The organism is Pseudobutyrivibrio ruminis, from assembly GCF_015057245.1.
Lineage (GTDB): Bacteria > Bacillota > Clostridia > Lachnospirales > Lachnospiraceae > Pseudobutyrivibrio > Pseudobutyrivibrio ruminis_E.
Window position 1 is genome coordinate 38,731 of sequence record NZ_SVET01000009.1, and the last position, 17,284, is coordinate 56,014.

General features: G+C 36.7%; 15 protein-coding genes. 13 read left to right on the forward strand and 2 right to left on the reverse strand.

The features are described 5' to 3' along the window. The first annotated feature begins 20 nt into the window (after positions 1-20). Positions 21-1,514, forward strand: coding sequence for a UDP-glucose--hexose-1-phosphate uridylyltransferase (gene galT / locus E7274_RS08960; RefSeq protein ID WP_304175390.1), 1,494 nt, complete (start codon positions 21-23; stop codon positions 1,512-1,514). A 45-nt stretch (positions 1,515-1,559) separates the two neighbouring features. Here the strand turns inward: galT and E7274_RS08965 are convergent, their stop codons facing one another. Continuing rightward, positions 1,560-2,273, reverse strand: a complete 714-nt coding sequence (locus E7274_RS08965; RefSeq protein WP_304175392.1) for a GGDEF domain-containing protein — start codon at positions 2,271-2,273, stop codon at positions 1,560-1,562. A gap of 502 nt (positions 2,274-2,775) precedes the next feature. Here E7274_RS08965 and gltX point away from each other — a divergent pair. Next, positions 2,776-4,227, forward strand: a complete 1,452-nt coding sequence (gene gltX, locus E7274_RS08970; protein ID WP_304175393.1) for a glutamate--tRNA ligase — start codon at positions 2,776-2,778, stop codon at positions 4,225-4,227. A 60-nt stretch (positions 4,228-4,287) separates the two neighbouring features. Beyond that, on the forward strand, positions 4,288-6,114 hold the full coding sequence (locus E7274_RS08975; RefSeq protein WP_304175396.1) for an ATP-dependent helicase: 1,827 nt from the start codon (positions 4,288-4,290) through the stop codon (positions 6,112-6,114). Here E7274_RS08975 and E7274_RS08980 read toward each other — a convergent pair. Beyond that, on the reverse strand, positions 6,087-6,398 hold the full coding sequence (locus tag E7274_RS08980) for a DUF1292 domain-containing protein (protein WP_304175398.1): 312 nt from the start codon (positions 6,396-6,398) through the stop codon (positions 6,087-6,089). The two genes, E7274_RS08975 and E7274_RS08980, sit on opposite strands and share 28 nt — an antisense overlap. Positions 6,399-6,528: 130 nt before the next feature. On the opposite strand from E7274_RS08980, the gene E7274_RS08985 reads away from it, so the two are divergent. The 10 genes from E7274_RS08985 to fliE all read left to right on the forward strand — a co-directional run bounded on the left by E7274_RS08985 (position 6,529) and on the right by fliE (position 17,264). Next, a complete protein-coding gene (locus E7274_RS08985; protein ID WP_304175399.1) occupies positions 6,529-8,376 on the forward strand; it encodes an alpha-amylase family glycosyl hydrolase in 1,848 nt (615 codons plus the stop codon). Between the two features lie 7 nt (positions 8,377-8,383). Beyond that, the gene (locus tag E7274_RS08990) at positions 8,384-8,920 is read left to right on the forward strand and encodes a DUF5662 family protein (protein WP_304175401.1); all 537 of its coding nucleotides are present in this window, start codon (positions 8,384-8,386) and stop codon (positions 8,918-8,920) included. 15 nt (positions 8,921-8,935) lie between these two features. Beyond that, positions 8,936-9,943 (forward strand): tryptophan--tRNA ligase, encoded by a 1,008-nt coding sequence (gene trpS / locus E7274_RS08995; RefSeq protein WP_033153961.1) that lies wholly within the window; start codon positions 8,936-8,938, stop codon positions 9,941-9,943. Positions 9,944-10,028: 85 nt separating this feature from the next. Continuing rightward, complete coding sequence (locus E7274_RS09000; protein ID WP_304175403.1) at positions 10,029-11,564, forward strand: YifB family Mg chelatase-like AAA ATPase; 1,536 nt, start codon at positions 10,029-10,031, stop codon at positions 11,562-11,564. Beyond that, positions 11,564-12,661 carry a DNA-processing protein DprA gene (gene dprA / locus E7274_RS09005; RefSeq protein ID WP_304175405.1) on the forward strand — a complete coding sequence of 366 codons (1,098 nt, stop codon included), beginning with the start codon at positions 11,564-11,566 and terminating at the stop codon, positions 12,659-12,661. The genes E7274_RS09000 and dprA overlap by 1 nt, the downstream gene beginning before the upstream one ends. A gap of 125 nt (positions 12,662-12,786) precedes the next feature. Further along, the gene (gene topA / locus E7274_RS09010) at positions 12,787-14,859 is read left to right on the forward strand and encodes a type I DNA topoisomerase (protein ID WP_304175406.1); all 2,073 of its coding nucleotides are present in this window, start codon (positions 12,787-12,789) and stop codon (positions 14,857-14,859) included. A gap of 137 nt (positions 14,860-14,996) precedes the next feature. Then, positions 14,997-15,773, forward strand: coding sequence for a GTP-sensing pleiotropic transcriptional regulator CodY (codY, locus tag E7274_RS09015; RefSeq protein WP_304175408.1), 777 nt, complete (start codon positions 14,997-14,999; stop codon positions 15,771-15,773). A 288-nt stretch (positions 15,774-16,061) separates the two neighbouring features. Continuing rightward, entirely contained in the window at positions 16,062-16,457 is a 396-nt protein-coding gene (gene flgB, locus E7274_RS09020) for a flagellar basal body rod protein FlgB (protein WP_033153966.1), read from the forward strand. 31 nt (positions 16,458-16,488) lie between these two features. After that, positions 16,489-16,944: a flagellar basal body rod protein FlgC gene (flgC, locus tag E7274_RS09025; RefSeq protein ID WP_304175410.1), complete on the forward strand. Its 456-nt coding sequence runs from the start codon at positions 16,489-16,491 to the stop codon at positions 16,942-16,944. A gap of 17 nt (positions 16,945-16,961) precedes the next feature. Then, positions 16,962-17,264 carry a flagellar hook-basal body complex protein FliE gene (fliE, locus tag E7274_RS09030; RefSeq protein WP_033153968.1) on the forward strand — a complete coding sequence of 101 codons (303 nt, stop codon included), beginning with the start codon at positions 16,962-16,964 and terminating at the stop codon, positions 17,262-17,264. The last annotated feature ends 20 nt before the right edge of the window (positions 17,265-17,284 follow it).

The following is a 17,284-nucleotide window of genomic DNA, read 5'->3' on the forward strand; positions in this document are numbered from 1 at the left end:
AATAATTTCGGAGGGGAAATATGTTGCAGGAAAGTATAAAGAAATTAGTTCAGTATGGAATTGATACAGGGCTTACACCAGAGTGTGAAAGAATCTACACAACAAATCTTTTGCTAGAGTGCATGAAAGAGGATGAGTACACTGATCCTGAGTGTGATTTATCAAATATCGTTTTAGAAGATGTTTTAAAGGACTTACTTGATGAAGCGGTCAAAAGAGGAATCATCGAAGACTCTATTACATACAGAGATTTGTTTGACACAAAGCTTATGAATCAGCTTTGCCCTAGACCATCACAGGTTATTGATAAGTTCAATGATATATATAAGAATGAAGGCCCAGAGGCTGCTACAGATTTCTTCTATAATATGAGTCGTAATTCCGACTATATCCGTACATATAGAGTAAAGAAGGATTTGAAGTGGACCACAGAAACAGACTATGGAACACTTGATATTACAATCAATCTTTCAAAGCCGGAGAAGGATCCAAAGGCTATTGCAGCCGCTAAGAATGCGAAACAATCAGCATATCCAAAGTGTCAGCTTTGCATGGAAAATGAGGGATACGCTGGACGTACAAATCATCCAGCCAGAGAGAATCATCGTATTATTCCTATTACTATAAATGATAGTAAATGGGGATTCCAGTATAGTCCTTATGTTTACTATAACGAGCACTGCATCGTATTCAATGGTGAACATACACCAATGAAAATCGAACGTGCCACATTTGTTAAGTTATTCGATTTTGTTAAGCTTTTCCCACACTATTTCCTTGGAAGTAATGCAGACCTTCCTATCGTAGGTGGTTCTATCCTGAGCCATGATCATTTCCAGGGTGGTCATTATACATTTGCAATGGAAAAAGCTCCAATTATTAAGGAGTTCTCTGTGAATGGATATGAGGATGTAAAAGCTGGTATTGTTAAGTGGCCACTTTCAGTTATTCGTCTTCAGTGCAAGGATGAGAAGAGGATAATTGATCTTGCAGAGCATATTTTGAATGCATGGAGAGGTTATACTGACGAAGCTGCGTTTATTTTTGCTGAGACGGATGGAGAAAAGCATAATACAATTACTCCTATTGCTAGAAAGAGAGGAGAATTGTTTGAGCTTGACTTAGCTCTTAGAAACAATATAACAACCGAGGAGCATCCTCTTGGAGTTTATCATCCACATGCTCATTTACATCATATTAAAAAAGAAAACATTGGTCTTATTGAGGTAATGGGGCTAGCTGTTCTTCCTAGTCGTCTTAAAGGTGAAATGGAGCAGCTTGCAGACTACATTGTAAATGGCAAGGATTTAAGAAGTAATGAAATTCTTGAAAAACATGCTGATTGGGTCGAAAGCTTCTCAAAGAATTATGATAAGATTGATGAAAGCAATGTAAATGAAATTCTTCAGCAGGAGATTGGTAAGGTATTCTGTGAAGTTCTTGAATGTGCAGGTGTGTATAAATGCACAGAAGAGGGAATGGAAGCATTCATGAGCTTTGTAAATACTTTGTAAAGATATTAATAAAGCCATCTAGTTAGAAGCTAGATGGCTTTAGATTTATATATCTTTATAGTTAATTATTTGGTTACGACCGTGATTCTTTGCGTAGTATAAAGCTTTATCTGCTTTGTCAACACATTGCTGATAAGTATCATTTTTGTCGTAGCAGCAGAGTCCCATAGATATTGTTATAGGGCAGATTCCATTATTGGAATTTTCAACATCTGAGCGAAGCTTTTCTGCTAATTCTAAGGCGCTATCAGTTGTATGATTTACAAGAATCACAATGAATTCTTCACCGCCCCAGCGAATGATGTAATCATCTTTTGAAAGATGACTTTTTATTTTAGTAGAAACATATTTAAGAATTTCATCACCAGCTTCGTGACCGTAGGTGTCATTTACTTTCTTAAAGAAGTCAATATCAAACATGAGAACGACAATATCTTTTTGCAATGAAAATTTATCTGTTGCTGGGTCAATTATTTCATTTATAATGTATCGATTATTAACGCCTGTGAGCTCATCTGAGACAGAGCTGATTTCCAATTGCTTTTTTATAAGGTATTGATCTGCGTAGGAACTCTCCAAAATCCATAGCATAATGACAACACCGATATAGAGCGGAATAGCAAGTGCCAACATGATGGTATAATACTCATAATGATTCCACATATTTGAAATAATGATATTGGCCATCAAAAGAGCGTGCAAAACTATGTGGTATTTTAGTGGAGTAGCAAAACCGATAGCCAGGAAAGCAAAGTGCATGATTATGAAGCCTTCACGGGCATAATCCCTATTCTCCAGATGGTAAATGGCCCATATTGTACACCACATAGCTGCATGTGGCATCAAATAATATAGAAGGGTTCCCCATTTGTAATCAATTATTCTTGGATAAAGAATTAAAAACAGGATAAGAGGTATTACAATGGAAAATCGAGGAATTACTGTCTCAGTTGCAAATCTTCCATATAAAATGCAATCGGAGATGAAATAGGACATCTCTAATAGACCGATTAATATGGCAGAATATCCACTAACAACCCTGAAATAATCAAATTTAGATTGATAAAAACTATTTAATTCATCTTTTCTTATTTTTCGAGTTACCATGAATTTGATTATACGACAGGATATTATTTCACACAACGTTACATTGCATAACGTAACGGTATATACTTGAAAATTTACAAAATTAGTATAGAATAGTTTAGGATTGCATTTTTATGTAAGTCTTAAATTAATTTGATTTTATGCGAGGTATAAAATGAGTAAGGTTAGAACACGTTTCGCACCATCTCCTACAGGAAGAATGCATGTAGGAAATCTTCGTACAGCTCTTTATGCTTACCTAGTAGCAAAGCACGAGGGCGGCGATTTTCTTCTTAGAATAGAAGATACAGACCAGGAGCGTCTTGTTGAGGGTGCTGTAGATATTATTTATAGAACACTTGCTGCTACAGGTCTTATTCACGATGAAGGACCAGATAAAGACAAAGGCTTCGGTCCATACGTTCAGTCAGAGCGTCAGGCACAGGGAATTTACCTTAAGTACGCAAAGCAGCTTGTTGAAAAAGGAGAGGCATATTACTGCTTCTGCGATGACAAGCGTCTTGAAGAGTGCAAGCAGGTTATTGGTGGAAAGGAAATCCACATCTATGACAAGCATTGCTTAAACCTTTCAAAGGAAGAGGTAGAAGCAAATCTTGCTGCTGGAAAGCCTTATGTAATTCGTCAGAACAATCCTCGTACAGGTACAACTACATTTGTAGATGAGTTGTACGGAGAGATTACAGTTGATAACGCAGAGCTTGATGACATGATTCTTATCAAGTCTGATGGCTATCCAACATATAACTTTGCAAACGTTGTTGATGATCACCTTATGGGTATCACACACGTTGTTCGTGGTAATGAATACATTTCTTCATCACCAAAGTACAATCGTCTTTACGAAGCTTTTGGTTGGGAAGTACCAAAGTATATCCATTGTCCACTTATTACTAATGAGGAGCATCAGAAGCTTTCTAAGCGTTCTGGCCACTCATCTTATGAAGATTTAATTGAGCAGGGATTCTTAACAGAAGCAGTTGTTAACTTTGTTGCTTTACTTGGATGGTCACCTGAAAACGATAACGAAATCTTCTCATTAGATGAGCTTGTTAAAGAGTTTGATTATCACCGTATTTCAAAGTCACCAGCAGTTTTTGATATTACAAAGCTCAAGTGGATGAACGGAGAGTACATGAAGGCTATGGACTTTGATAAGTTCTATCAGATGGCTGAGCCTTATCTCAAGGAATACATTAAGGGTGATTATGATTTAAAGAAGATTGCAAAGATGGTTCAGACTAGAATCGAAATCTTCCCTGACATCAAGGACCATGTTGATTTCTTTGATGCAGTTCCTGAGTATGACAGTGCAATGTATACTCACAAAAAGATGAAGACAAATGAAGAGTCTTCACTTGCAGTTTTAAAAGAACTTCTTCCTGTTCTTGAGGCACAGGATGACTACTCAAATGATGCTTTATATGCGCTTCTTTCTGGATTTGCTGCAGAGCATGAGTACAAGAATGGATATGTGCTTTGGCCAGTACGTACAGCTGTTTCAGGTAAGCAGATGACTCCTGGTGGTGCAACTGAGCTCATGGAGATTCTTGGTAAAGAAGAGTCTATTAAACGAATCAAAGCAGCTATTGAAAAGCTGTCTAAATAATATAATACATGCAGATAGAGTCGGGAAACCTCTATAAAGAAACGCGGTTATCTATATTTTATGAATCTTAATGATAGCCAACAAACAGCAGTTTCACATTTGAACGGACCTTGCCTGGTACTGGCGGGTCCTGGCAGTGGGAAAACTGCAGTGCTTACAAGGCGTGTTATGGCCCTTATAGAATCTGGTGTACCGGCTCGAGAAATCCTGGTGATTACATTCACCAAGGCTGCGGCTTTAGAAATGAAGGAACGTTTCGAAAGGTTATCAGATGATATTCATCCTGTGACTTTTGGGACGTTCCATTCTTTATTTTGGGGTATTCTACAAAAAGAAATTGGTTTTAAGTCTACAGATATTATCATGGGAAATACTAGGACAAAAATAATTAGAGAGGCTATGGCGCGGGTAAATTTAGACCATGATGATAGTTTGCTTGTGAAAAGCTATTCATCAGAGCTTTCTTTTATAAATAATCGAGTTGGAGGGGTGGATAATTATTTGCCAAAGTCTGTAGACAAGAGGGACTTTAAAGATTTTGTATTAGCCTATGAAAATCTTAAAGCTAAATATCATGTTATAGATTTTGATGACATGTTAAAGAAAGCGTATGAACTTTTTAATAGCAAGCCTGAAATACTTGAAAAATGGCAAAATCGATTTTCTTATTTTCTCGTAGATGAAATGCAAGATATGAATGATTTGCAATTTCAGTTAATTAAGATGCTTTCTACTCGGACAAATAATATTTTTTGCGTAGGAGATGATGACCAGTCTATTTATGGATTCCGAGGAGCGAATCCGAAACTGATGGATGATTTTAGAAAACAATATCCGGATTGCAATGTTGTTGTTCTTAACTATAACTATAGAAATCCGACTAATATTGTGGAAAAAGCAGGTAATTTGATATCAAAAAACACCATGCGTTTTCAAAAACAAATAATGGCAACTGCTGATGATGGACAACTATGTGTTGAGGAATTAAAATCCGAAGGGGATGAAGCTGATTATGTTATATCAATGATAAAAGAGCTTAATAAAGGCGGTACATCCCTTGATGAAATTGCTATTTTATATCGTAATCATTCTGACGCGAGGTATATAGTTGACAAGTTATTAGAACAGAAAATACCCTTTTACCTAAAGGAAAAAATGCCTAACATTTATTCTCACTTCATTATTTCAGATATAGAAGCATACTTTCAGATTGCTATTGGAAATGAAACTAGAGCTAGGCTTTTATCAATTATAAATCGCCCTAATCGATTTCTGCATAGAAGAAGTGTGGAATATAGAGGAAATTTGCAAGGAATAAAGTCCTTTTATAAAGATAATCCAGGATGCCTCAGGGCTACAGAGGCGCTAATTGCGGATGTGAATTTGATAAGCAAAATGTCGCCATGCGCTGCTATTAATTATATAAAGAATGTAATGGGGTATGATAGCTTTTTAAAGGAGGAAGCTGTAAAACAGAATGCTGATGTAAACGAGTATTATGATGTCTTGGATTTTTTCATTGAAATGACAAAGGACTGTAAGACTATAAAGCAGGCGATTGATAAGCTGAATATTATGAGGCTTAAAGTGGATTATGAAAACAAAATGAAGGTAATAGATAAAAAGAATAAAATTGGACTTTATACCTTGCATTCAAGTAAGGGATTGGAGTTTGAAAATGTCTTTATTATTGGTGTAAATGATGGAATAATCCCGAGTAATAAAGCTGATTCCAAAGATGAGATGGAGGCGGAGCGCCGTTTGTTTTATGTTGGAATTACTAGGACTAAACGAAACTTATATTTGACTTATACAAATAAAAAGAACCGGGATAAATCCCGATTCTTAAATGAGCTGAATTATTCTTCATCTAAAGCTTCGCCGTAAAGTTCATCGAACTTCTTAGCTACTGCATCGTATTCTTCATCAGACTCGATGTTGTCAAGCGAAGGTGCGCCTGTTTCATCCTCGAAATATCTATAGATGTATACCTGACCTTCAGCATTTTCCTCGCCGTTTTCATCGAGAGGAAGAAGTACAATATAATCCTGCTCGCCTATGTCAAAGATTGTGAGAATTTCACATGTCACTTCTGAACCATCATCCAAACTTAAAGTGACAACAACATCATCGTCTTCATTGTCAACTGGAAATACTTGATTCTCGTCCATTCTATACTCCTTTTGTTTATTTTATTTGTTTAAGACATGTCCTTATGATATAATTCATCAGGAATATTGTCTAGTAAAATTAATTATTATTTGAGTTTAATATACAGCTTTTTGGAATCGAGGCATAGTTATGAAGGTATTAAGGGGCGATTTTAGGGAATATGGTCCAAGAATAAGAGCAAAGGATGGTGTTATTTTCACGGTAGCGATTAAACCTACTACGGAAAAGGCATCCATTCTTTTATTTGATAAAAAAACAAAAAAGCAGCTACAGGAAATAGAGCTTATACCGGATTTTGCTGTAGGAAGAGTATATTCTGTTGAAGTTACTGGTATAGATATTGATAAGATTTGTTATCTCATAAAAGAAGATGATAAAACTGCGCTTGATCCTTACTGCACAGCTGTTGTAGGTCGCGATAAGTGGGGAGATGTTAAGGAACGCCAGACAAAAGAGTTTGCTGTATATTCTGGTATTTCACATATTGAAAAAAACTGGAAGGACATAAAAGTAGAAATTGCTCCTTCTGATATGATTCTTTATAAGCTTCACATGCGTGGATTTACTGCAGGATTTAATATGGCAGCTTCGAAAGTGGGAAATTACAATGGCCTTCTTTCGAAAAAAACATATTTGAAAAACATGGGTATTACCAGCATTGAGCTTATGCCTCTTTATGATTTCGAAGAGTTATTTTTAGATAATAAAATGCTTATATCTACTAAAGGGATGATTACCGAGACAAAAGAGTTCTCTGGTAAGAAAAATTATTGGGGATTTGGCATTGCTAATTATTTTGCACCAAAGGCATCTTATTTTGGTGGGGCTTCCAATGCATGTGAAGGCCTGCGCAACATGGTTAGCAATCTTCACAACAGTGGTTTTGAAGTTATTATGGAGATGGCTTTTGCTGCTGAAACGCCAGATGACCTTATATTAGAGTGTTTAAAATATTATGTTAAGTATTTTCATATTGATGGATTCCATATAGTGGGATGCAATGCACCAATTCAGCGAATTGCAGCTGAGCCTTATTTGGCTGATACAAAGATTTTCTACGAATTTATTCCAGAGGAAATCCTTTGTAATGAAAAAGGTAAAAAGCATTTGTTTGTGTATAACGATTCATTTATGAATGTTACCAGACAGATTGAAAACCATATGAACGGAAGTATGGTTCAGTTTGCAAATCATATGCGTAGACAGAATAGTGCCTATGGTTTTGTAAATTACATGGCGAATGTTAACGGATTCTCATTGTGGGATTCATATTCATACGGTGAAAAACACAACTGGGATAATGGCGAAGATAACAGAGATGGTACTAACAACAATTATTCTTTCAACTATGGAGTTGAAGGAAAGACTACAAACAAAACCATCAATGCTAATAGATTCAGAGAGATGCGAAATGCTTTTACCGCGTTGATGCTTTCTCAGAGTGTGCCACTTTTTGTGGCGGCAGATGAAGCTGCGGCTACACATCTTGGAAATAATAACCCTTATTGCCAGGACAACAAAGTTGGATACACTTGTTTTACAAAGACAAAGAGCAAAGATTCACTTACTGGATTTGTAAAAAAATTGATTGAGTTTAGAAAGAACCATAAATGTATTAGAGTTGAAAGTCCATTTTTAATGAATGACTACAGACATTTAGGTCTTCCTGATATGTCATTTCATGGTACCGAGCCATGGATGATGTCTATCGGTGAGGAGCAAAAAGCGTTGGGTGTTCTTTATAATGGTGCCTATGTTGATGAAGAAGAGGAAGTATTTGTATGCTATAACTTCCACTATGATGCTGTTGATATGGCACTTCCACTTTTAGCTCCAGGAAAACGATGGCGTTTGTGCTTTAACACAGCTAAAGATACTGATGATTTTGAACCAAAGCCTATACATGACCAGCAGTCAATCAATGTTCCAGGCAATTCCATCAGCGTGCTTGTTGGGGTAAAGCCAGGAAAGAGGTAGTTATTTAATGAAGGCTTGGGAACATTTTAAAACAATCACCCATCATCGTCGTTTAGTTAGAAAGGGATGCTTTGCTGTAGGTCTATACATGCAGGGGCTTCTACATGATTTATCAAAGTATTCATGGGTTGAGTTTCGAGTGGGGGCTAAGTATTATCAGGGTACACAGAGTCCAAATAATGCTGAAAGATTAGAGACAGGGGTTTCTATGGCGTGGCTTCATCACAAGGGACGCAACAAACATCATTTTGAATATTGGATAGATTACAGCTTGGATGAGCATCATCATATGACTGGCATGGAGATGCCTGTAAAATACGTTGTTGAAATGTATTGTGACAGAGTGGCAGCATGCAAGACCTATCAAAAGGAAAACTATAACGATTCTAGTGCATTAGAATATTACAACAGGGGAAAAGGTAGATATATGATGCATCCTAAAACAGCGGCTTTGTTGGAGGATATGCTTACATATCTTGCTGAACACGGTGAGAGTGCAACAAACGAATATATTCGCAAAAATATACTAAAGAATAAAAAGTAATTTGGAGATAACATTATGGAAAAAGAGAGAAAAGTATTATATTCAGGTATGCAGGCAACAGGAAAGCTTACCATTGGCAATTATATAGGAGCATTAAAGAACTGGGTAAATCTTCACGAGGACTATGATTGCTTCTTTGGTGTTATGGATTTACATTCTCTTACAGTTAGACAGAATCCTACAGAATTTAGACAAAACGCAAGAAGAATATATACACAGTATGTGGCAGCAGGACTTGATCCACAGAAAAACTGTATTTATTTCCAGTCACATGTACCAGCACATGCTCAGTTAGGCTGGATTCTTGATTGCTACACATACATGGGTGAGCTTAACCGTATGACTCAGTTTAAGGACAAGTCTGCAAAACATGCAGATAATATTAATGCTGGCTTATTTACATATCCTGCACTTATGGCTGCAGATATTCTTTTGTATCAGACTGATTTGGTGCCAATTGGAGCAGATCAGAAACAGCACTTGGAAATCTGTAGAGACGTTGCAGAGCGTTTCAACAATATTTACGGAGATGTATTTACTATTCCAGAGGGATATTTCCCAAAGGCGGGTGCACGAATTATGTCTCTTGCAGAACCTACAAAGAAAATGTCTAAATCAGATGAGAATGTTAATGCAACAATCTATCTTATTGATGATAAGGATACAATCATCCGCAAGTTTAAGAAGGCTGTTACAGATTCTGATGCTGAAGTTAGATATGATGTTGAAAATAAGCCTGGTGTATCAAATCTTATGGAAATCTACGGTGTTGTTACTGGAAAGTCTATGGATGAGGTTGCTAAAGAATTTGAAGGTAAGGGATATGGCGATTTCAAGCTTGCTGTTGGTGAGGCAGTAGCGGATATGCTTGAACCATTCCACGTTCGTTGCGCAGAGCTTGAAAAGGATAAGGCATATATTGATGGCTGCATCAAGGAGAATGCAGAAAAGGCATCTTATTTTGCTAATAAAACTCTTCGCAAGGTACATAAGAAGCTTGGTTTAACAGAAATGATTAGATAATAATGATGTTGTATTTAAGACAGGAGTATGCTAAGATAGCTCCTGTCTTTTTCTATTTTCAATTTTAATTCCAAAAGGAGTTTAATTGTATAGTATTGTAAATACCGCGACGATTTTTGGTATTGATTCTAAGCTTATATCTGTGGAAGCAGATATATCTGAAGGTATGCCCATTTTTGAAATGGTGGGTTATCTTTCATCTGAAGTGAAAGAAGCTAAGGAGAGGGTGAGGGCTGCACTTAAGAATGCAGGCTATGCGCTTCCTATTAAGCGAATCACGGTCAATTTATCACCAGCAAGTATTAGAAAAACAGGAGCAGGCTTTGATTTGCCTATTGCTGTGGCTATTTTATCTGCTATAGGAATAATTAATTGCGAGAAGCTTTCATCTATATGTCTATGTGGCGAAATAGGCCTAGATGGCAAAATACAGCCTGTAAATGGTGTGCTATCTATGGCTATGGAAGCCAGAAGAAATAATTTGCAGATAATGATTGTTCCTAAGGACAATTTAGTTGAGGCTAGGCTGGTAAATGATTTGACTACAATTGGCGTAAGCCAGATTTCTGAGGTAATCGAGCTTTTAAATGAAGGCGTATTCGATGCCAAAGATGAAATAATTAATATGGAAGATACATCTCAGGAGGATATGGAATATGATTTTTCCATGATTAATGGACAACAGGCTCTTCGTCGAGCTTGTGAGGTGGCTATCTCAGGCATGCATAATATGCTTATGGTTGGACCTCCGGGAGCGGGAAAATCCATGATAGCGAAATGTATTCCTTCTATATTACCTGCTATGGATGCTGATGAGCAGTTAGAATTATCAAAGATTTATTCTGTCTGTGGTATGTTTGATGAACGGGGCGGTCTTATGAAAAAAAGACCTTTTAGAAGTCCCCATCACACCGTGTCTCCCCAGGGATTAGTTGGAGGTGGACAGAATCCAAAACCAGGCGAAATATCCTTGGCTCATGGAGGGGTACTGTTTTTAGATGAGCTTACAGAGTTCACAAAATCTACAATTGAAATGCTAAGACAACCTCTTGAGGATAAAAAGGTAAATATTTCAAGAGCTTCTGGAAGCTTTACATTTCCGGCAGATTTTGTAATGGTGGCGGCAATGAATCCTTGTTCTTGCGGGTATTATCCTGATTTGAATAGATGCCACTGTAGCAGAATGTCCATTCAAAGATATTTGGCTAAGATATCTCAACCATTGCTTGATAGAATTGATATTTGCGTAGAAGCACCTACTTTAAATTTTGCACAGATTGCATTGCGTCAGAAAAATGAGTCTTCTGCTGATATTAGAGTTAGAGTGGAGCGGGTTCATGAAATTCAACGTGAACGATACAAAAATTATGACTTTAAATTTAACAGCCAGATTCCAAGTAGCCATATAGATGTATTTTGCCCTCTAAAGGAGGATGAAGCTAAATATATGGAAGAAATGTATGAAAAGTATTCCCTTACTGCTAGAACCTATCATAAGGTGCTTAGAGTGGCTAGAACGATAGCAGATATGGATGGTTGCCAGGATATTAGCCTTGTGCATCTTCAGGAGGCAGTTTGCTATAGAGGGCTTGATAAGCATTACTGGGAGGAGGGAATCTGATGGACAAACACCTTTACCAGTACTGGTTTATGCGTAATGAAGATATTACTTATTCAAGAAAACATAAACTTATTGATTATTTCTACGATAGTTATAATATCTATTTTGCTACGAAAAAAGATTTGGTTGATTCGGGATTGATGGATGATAAAACAGCCGATACTTTTATACTTAATCGCGGTAAGTTTGATTTATCTAAGGAGTATGAGGAGTTTTCGCATTCCCCTTTTTCCTTTATAACAATGGAAGATGTGGCTTATCCTGATAAGCTAAGAAACATTTATGATAAGCCCTATGGTCTTTATTATGTTGGGCAAATTCCATCTTTCGAAAGGGCGGTTTCTATTGTAGGAGCTAGACGCTGTAGTGCTTATGGCAAAAGACTTGCTCTCCAAATTGGAGACAAACTTGGACAAAATGGATACACTGTTATCAGTGGTATGGCCAGAGGAATCGATGCATATGGTCATAAAGGATGTATAGATGCAGGTGGCAAAACTATCGCTGTTTTGGGAAGCGGCTGTGATGTAATATATCCTGCTGATAATAGAATATTATATGAAGAGATTCTTTCAACTGGCGGAGCTATAATTTCAGAATATCAGATGGGGACAAGTCCTGTTGCAATGAACTTTCCTAGAAGAAACAGGATAGTTTCGGCACTTTCTGATATTGTTGTTGTAATTGAAGCAAGGGAAAAATCCGGTTCTTTGATTACAGCAGATTTTGCGCTGGAACAAGGTAAGGATATTTACGTTACTCCTGGCAGAATAGGGGATTCGTTAAGTTCTGGCACAAATAAACTTATTGCCCAAGGGGCAGGAATCATATACGACATAGATCAGTTTATAGCTGATATACAAAATTTTTATGGATTAAATCCTGAAAAAATTAACGCTAAAAAGAAGCCAAAAATTAGTCTTACTGAAGAGCAGAAAAGGGTATACAAATTGTTTGATGATTATCCTAAAAGCATTTCCACAGTTATAGAGGAAAGTGGGATGGATTATCTTAATTTATTGTCTGTAGTGCTGTCTTTAGAAAGGCTTGAATTGCTTTCTGAAGTGTTCAAAAATAATTACGTAAAAACAGCGTGATTTGTTGATGGATTTTATATGAAAATTATTAAATTGTTTTGTCAATAGGTAAAATTTTCCTTGAAAAGAAAAAAATAATGTTGTATAGTGATTTTCGATTTCTTTGTGAATAGGAGCAAAAAAATATGGCAAAAAATCTAGTCATTGTGGAGTCACCAGCAAAGGTGCATACAATCAAAAAGTTTTTAGGCAGCAATTACGAGGTTATGGCATCACAGGGCCATGTTCGAGATATGCCTAAAAGTCAGCTTGGCTTTGACCCAGAAAATGATTTTGAACCTAAATATATAACAATTCGTGGAAAGGGTGAGCTTCTTGCTGCACTCCGTAAGGAAGTAAAGAAAGCAGATAAGATTTATCTCGCAACTGATCCCGACCGTGAGGGAGAAGCTATTTCATGGCATCTTACTCATGCACTCAACTTACAAGATAAAAAGGTATATAGAATTACCTTTAATGAGATAACAAAAACTGCTGTAAAGAATTCACTTAAGCATCCAAGAGAAATAGATATGGATTTAGTTGATGCGCAGCAGGCAAGACGTATGCTTGATAGAATGGTTGGATATAAAATCTCTCCACTTCTTTGGGCAAAGGTTAAGAGAGGCCTATCGGCAGGCCGTGTTCAGTCTGTTGCACTTCGTATTATTTGCGACAGAGAAAAAGAAATTGAACAATTTATTCCTCAGGAATATTACACACTTGATGTATTGCTTGATGCTAAGGATGCAAAGAAGCCAATCGTTGCTAAATATTATGGTGATACATCTGGTAAGAAGGATATTTCAGACAAGGAAAGCCTTGACAAAATCATGACTGATTTAAAGGGTGCTGATTTTAACATCGCTTCTATTAAGCGTGGAACTAGAGAAAAGAAGGCACCATTGCCTTTTACTACATCTACAATGCAGCAAGAGGCATCAAAGGCTTTAAACTTCTCAATTCAAAAGACTATGAGCGTTGCTCAGCAGCTTTATGAAGGTGTTAATGTAAAGGGCCATGGAACAATTGGTCTTATCACATATCTTCGTACTGATTCTACAAGAGTTTCAGATGAGGCGAGAGCGGCAGCGGAGCAGTTCATTACTGGCAATTATGGTCAGGAATACTTATCAGCTCCTGTAAATTCAAGCAAAAAGAACACTGGTAAGGTTCAGGATGCTCACGAGGCTATTCGTCCTGCTAATATCGAATTGATTCCATCTGAGATCAAAGAAAGTCTTACTAGAGATCAGTTTAGACTATATCAGCTTGTATGGAAGAGATTTGTGGCAAGCCAGATGTCAAATGCCATTTATGATACAGTTTCACTAAATGTTCAGGCAAAGAATCATGTATTTACAGCATCTGATTCTTCAATTAAGTTTGATGGATTTATGATGATTTATGTTTCAGCTGATGATGAAGCAGAATCTAAGACTCATCCGTTATCAAAGCTTACAGAAGATACAAAGCTTGGTTTTAATTCTTTTGAGGAAAAGCAGCATTTTACACAGCCAGCGCCTCATTTTACAGAAGCGTCTCTCGTAAAGACATTAGAAGAGCTTGGTATTGGTAGACCATCAACCTATTCACCTACCATTACAACTCTTTTAAAGCGTCATTACATTACAAAAGAGGCAAAGAACCTTTTTGTTACAGAACTTGGCGAAGTAGTCAATTCAATTATGGAGGCATCATTCCCTATAATTGTTGATGATAAATTTACTGCAAACTTGGAATTACTGCTTGACGGTGTTGAAGAGGGAACAGTTGAATGGAAATCTGTTGTAAGAAACTTCTACCCAGACCTTGAAAAGGCAGTTGAAGTGGCAGAAGAGGAGCTTGCAAAAGTTGAGATTCATGATGAAGTTACTGATGTTATCTGCGAAGAGTGTGGAAGAAACATGGTAATTAAATTTGGGCCTCATGGAAAATTCTTAGCTTGCCCAGGATTTCCAGAATGTAGAAATACAAAACCATTCCTTGAAAAGATAGGAGTGCCATGCCCTAAATGTGGCGGTGACGTTGTTATTAGAAAGTCTCAAAAGGGAAGAAAATTCTTCGGATGCGCAAATCATCCTGAGTGTGACTTTATTAGCTGGTCAAAGCCAACCACAGAGAAGTGTCCAAAGTGTGGAACATATATGGTGGAAAAGGGTAATAAACTTGTTTGTGCAAATGATGATTGCAGATTTGTAGAAAATCAGAATAAATAGTGGTAAATTTTCTGAAATTTATTGCGATTTGTTCTAATCGGTGCTATAATTGGTACAAATTTCACATTAGTTCGGGGACGACAGTTAGATTGATTTGGCACAATATAGTGTTTAGATTCAGGAGGAATACATTTTAAATGAGCGTACAGTTATTAGACAAAACAAGAAAGATTGGAAAACTTCTTCACAATAATAATTCATCAAAGGTTGTTTTTAACGACATTTGCTCTGTCCTTACAGAGATTTTGGATTCTTCAGTTCTTGTTATTTCTAAGAAGGGTAAGGTCCTTGGACTTTCACACTTACCAAACACTACAGAAATTGGTGAGTTAATTGTTGACGAGGTTGGCGGATTTATTGATCCACTTTTAAACGAGAGATTACTTTCAATTCTTTCAACAAAGGAAAATGTTAACTTAAAGACATTAGGTTTTGAAAAGTCTGATATTGATATGTATTCAGCAATCATTGCACCAATTGATATTGCTGGAGAGAGACTTGGAACACTTTTTGTTTACAGATTTGATAAGCAGTACGATATTGATGACATCATCCTTACAGAGTACGGTACAACAGTAGTAGGACTTGAGATGATGCGTTCAGTAAACGAAGAGTCTGCAGAAGAGAACAGAAAGCTTCAGGTTGTTAAGAGTGCTATTTCTACACTTTCATACTCAGAGCTTGAAGCTATCATCCATATCTTTGATGAGCTTGATGGAAACGAAGGCGTTCTTGTTGCTTCAAAGATTGCAGATAGAGTTGGTATTACAAGATCAGTTATAGTAAATGCACTTCGTAAGTTTGAATCAGCTGGTGTAATTGAATCTCGTTCATCTGGTATGAAGGGTACATACATCAAGGTTCTTAATGACGTTGTATTTGATGAGCTTAGTGAGATTAAGAAAAATAAATAATTAGGATTTTATTTAAAGGGACTTACATTTTGTAGGTCTCTTTTTTGTTATTATTCATAACTTTAACACAAAAATATTTTATGATGATAGTAATTATAAGATGGTGATTTGTATTCTATTTTTATGTAATTATGGCGAAATACAACACTAATAGTGGTAATTGAGTAAATGAATGTATGCCACTATTTCTTGTGTTTAGAATTAATAAAATATACTACATGATGTAAAAAAGCCTTGTGTTTTTTTACATATAATTTATAATTAAATTAGTCTAGGAGGATTGTATATATGATTAGTTCAGATGCATTCGGATATATCAACTTACTTGATAATACAGCAGATGTGAGCTGGCAGCGCCAGACTCTCATTATGAATAATATTGCTAATGCTACAACTCCTGGTTATAAGAGACAGGATATAGAGTTTGAGAGTGTCCTTAGAAAAGAGCTTATCAACACTCATGAGCGTTCTTTGGAAAGAGCAGTTAATGTCTTAGACGATGATGGAAATCATGTTGATGGCATTGAATATACAGATTATGAGAATTACTCATACAGACTGGATGGCAACAATGTTGACATGGATACAGAAAATGTGGAGCTTGCTTCTGAACAGATCAGATATCAGACTCTCACAACTAGTGTTAACAATGAAGTTGGGCGTTTCAAGTCAGTTATTTCATAATCGTGATTGTTAAATAAACGGAGGAAAGGCCATGGGATTATTTCAACCTTTTGACATTGCTGCATCAGGCATGACAGCACAGCGTTTCAGAATGGATGTTATCGCTGAAAATATTGCAAATGTCAGCACCACTCGTACAGAGAATGGTGGCCCTTATACGCGTAAAATAGTTACATTCCAGGAAAAGCAGTTGAAGGCAGGTACTCCATCTTTTAGAAATATTCTTAAAGAGAGCACAGCAGCTTATAATGGCAATGGTGTAAAAGTTTCAAAAGTGTCAGAAGACACTGAAACAGATTACATAATGGAATACGATCCATCTCATCCAGATGCTGATGAAAATGGATACGTTAGATATCCAAACGTAAATACAGTTACAGAGATGACTAACCTTATCGATGCCAGCCGTGCGTACGAAGCAAATACCACAGCATTCCAGGCTATTAAGTCTATGGCTACAAGCGGCATTTCAATTGGACAGGGATGATATTAAAGGAGAATTAAATGGACGTTAGTTCTATTCAGAGTTTATATGGTGCTACACCAGTCACATCAAGCGAGACAAAAGTAAACGCAGATACAGGATTTCAAAGCATGCTTAATTCTGTTATGAGCTTATTAGAGGATACAAACTCACAGATTCAACAGGCTCATAAAGAAGAAGTTGCTTTTCAGCTTGGTGAGACAGACAACACTCATGATTTGATGATTGCAGAGCAGAAGGCAAACATTGCATTACAGTATACTGTAGCAGTTCGTGATAGAGTGCTTGAGGCTTATCAGCAGATTATGCAGATGCAAGTCTAATTAGGTATTATTAAAGGGAG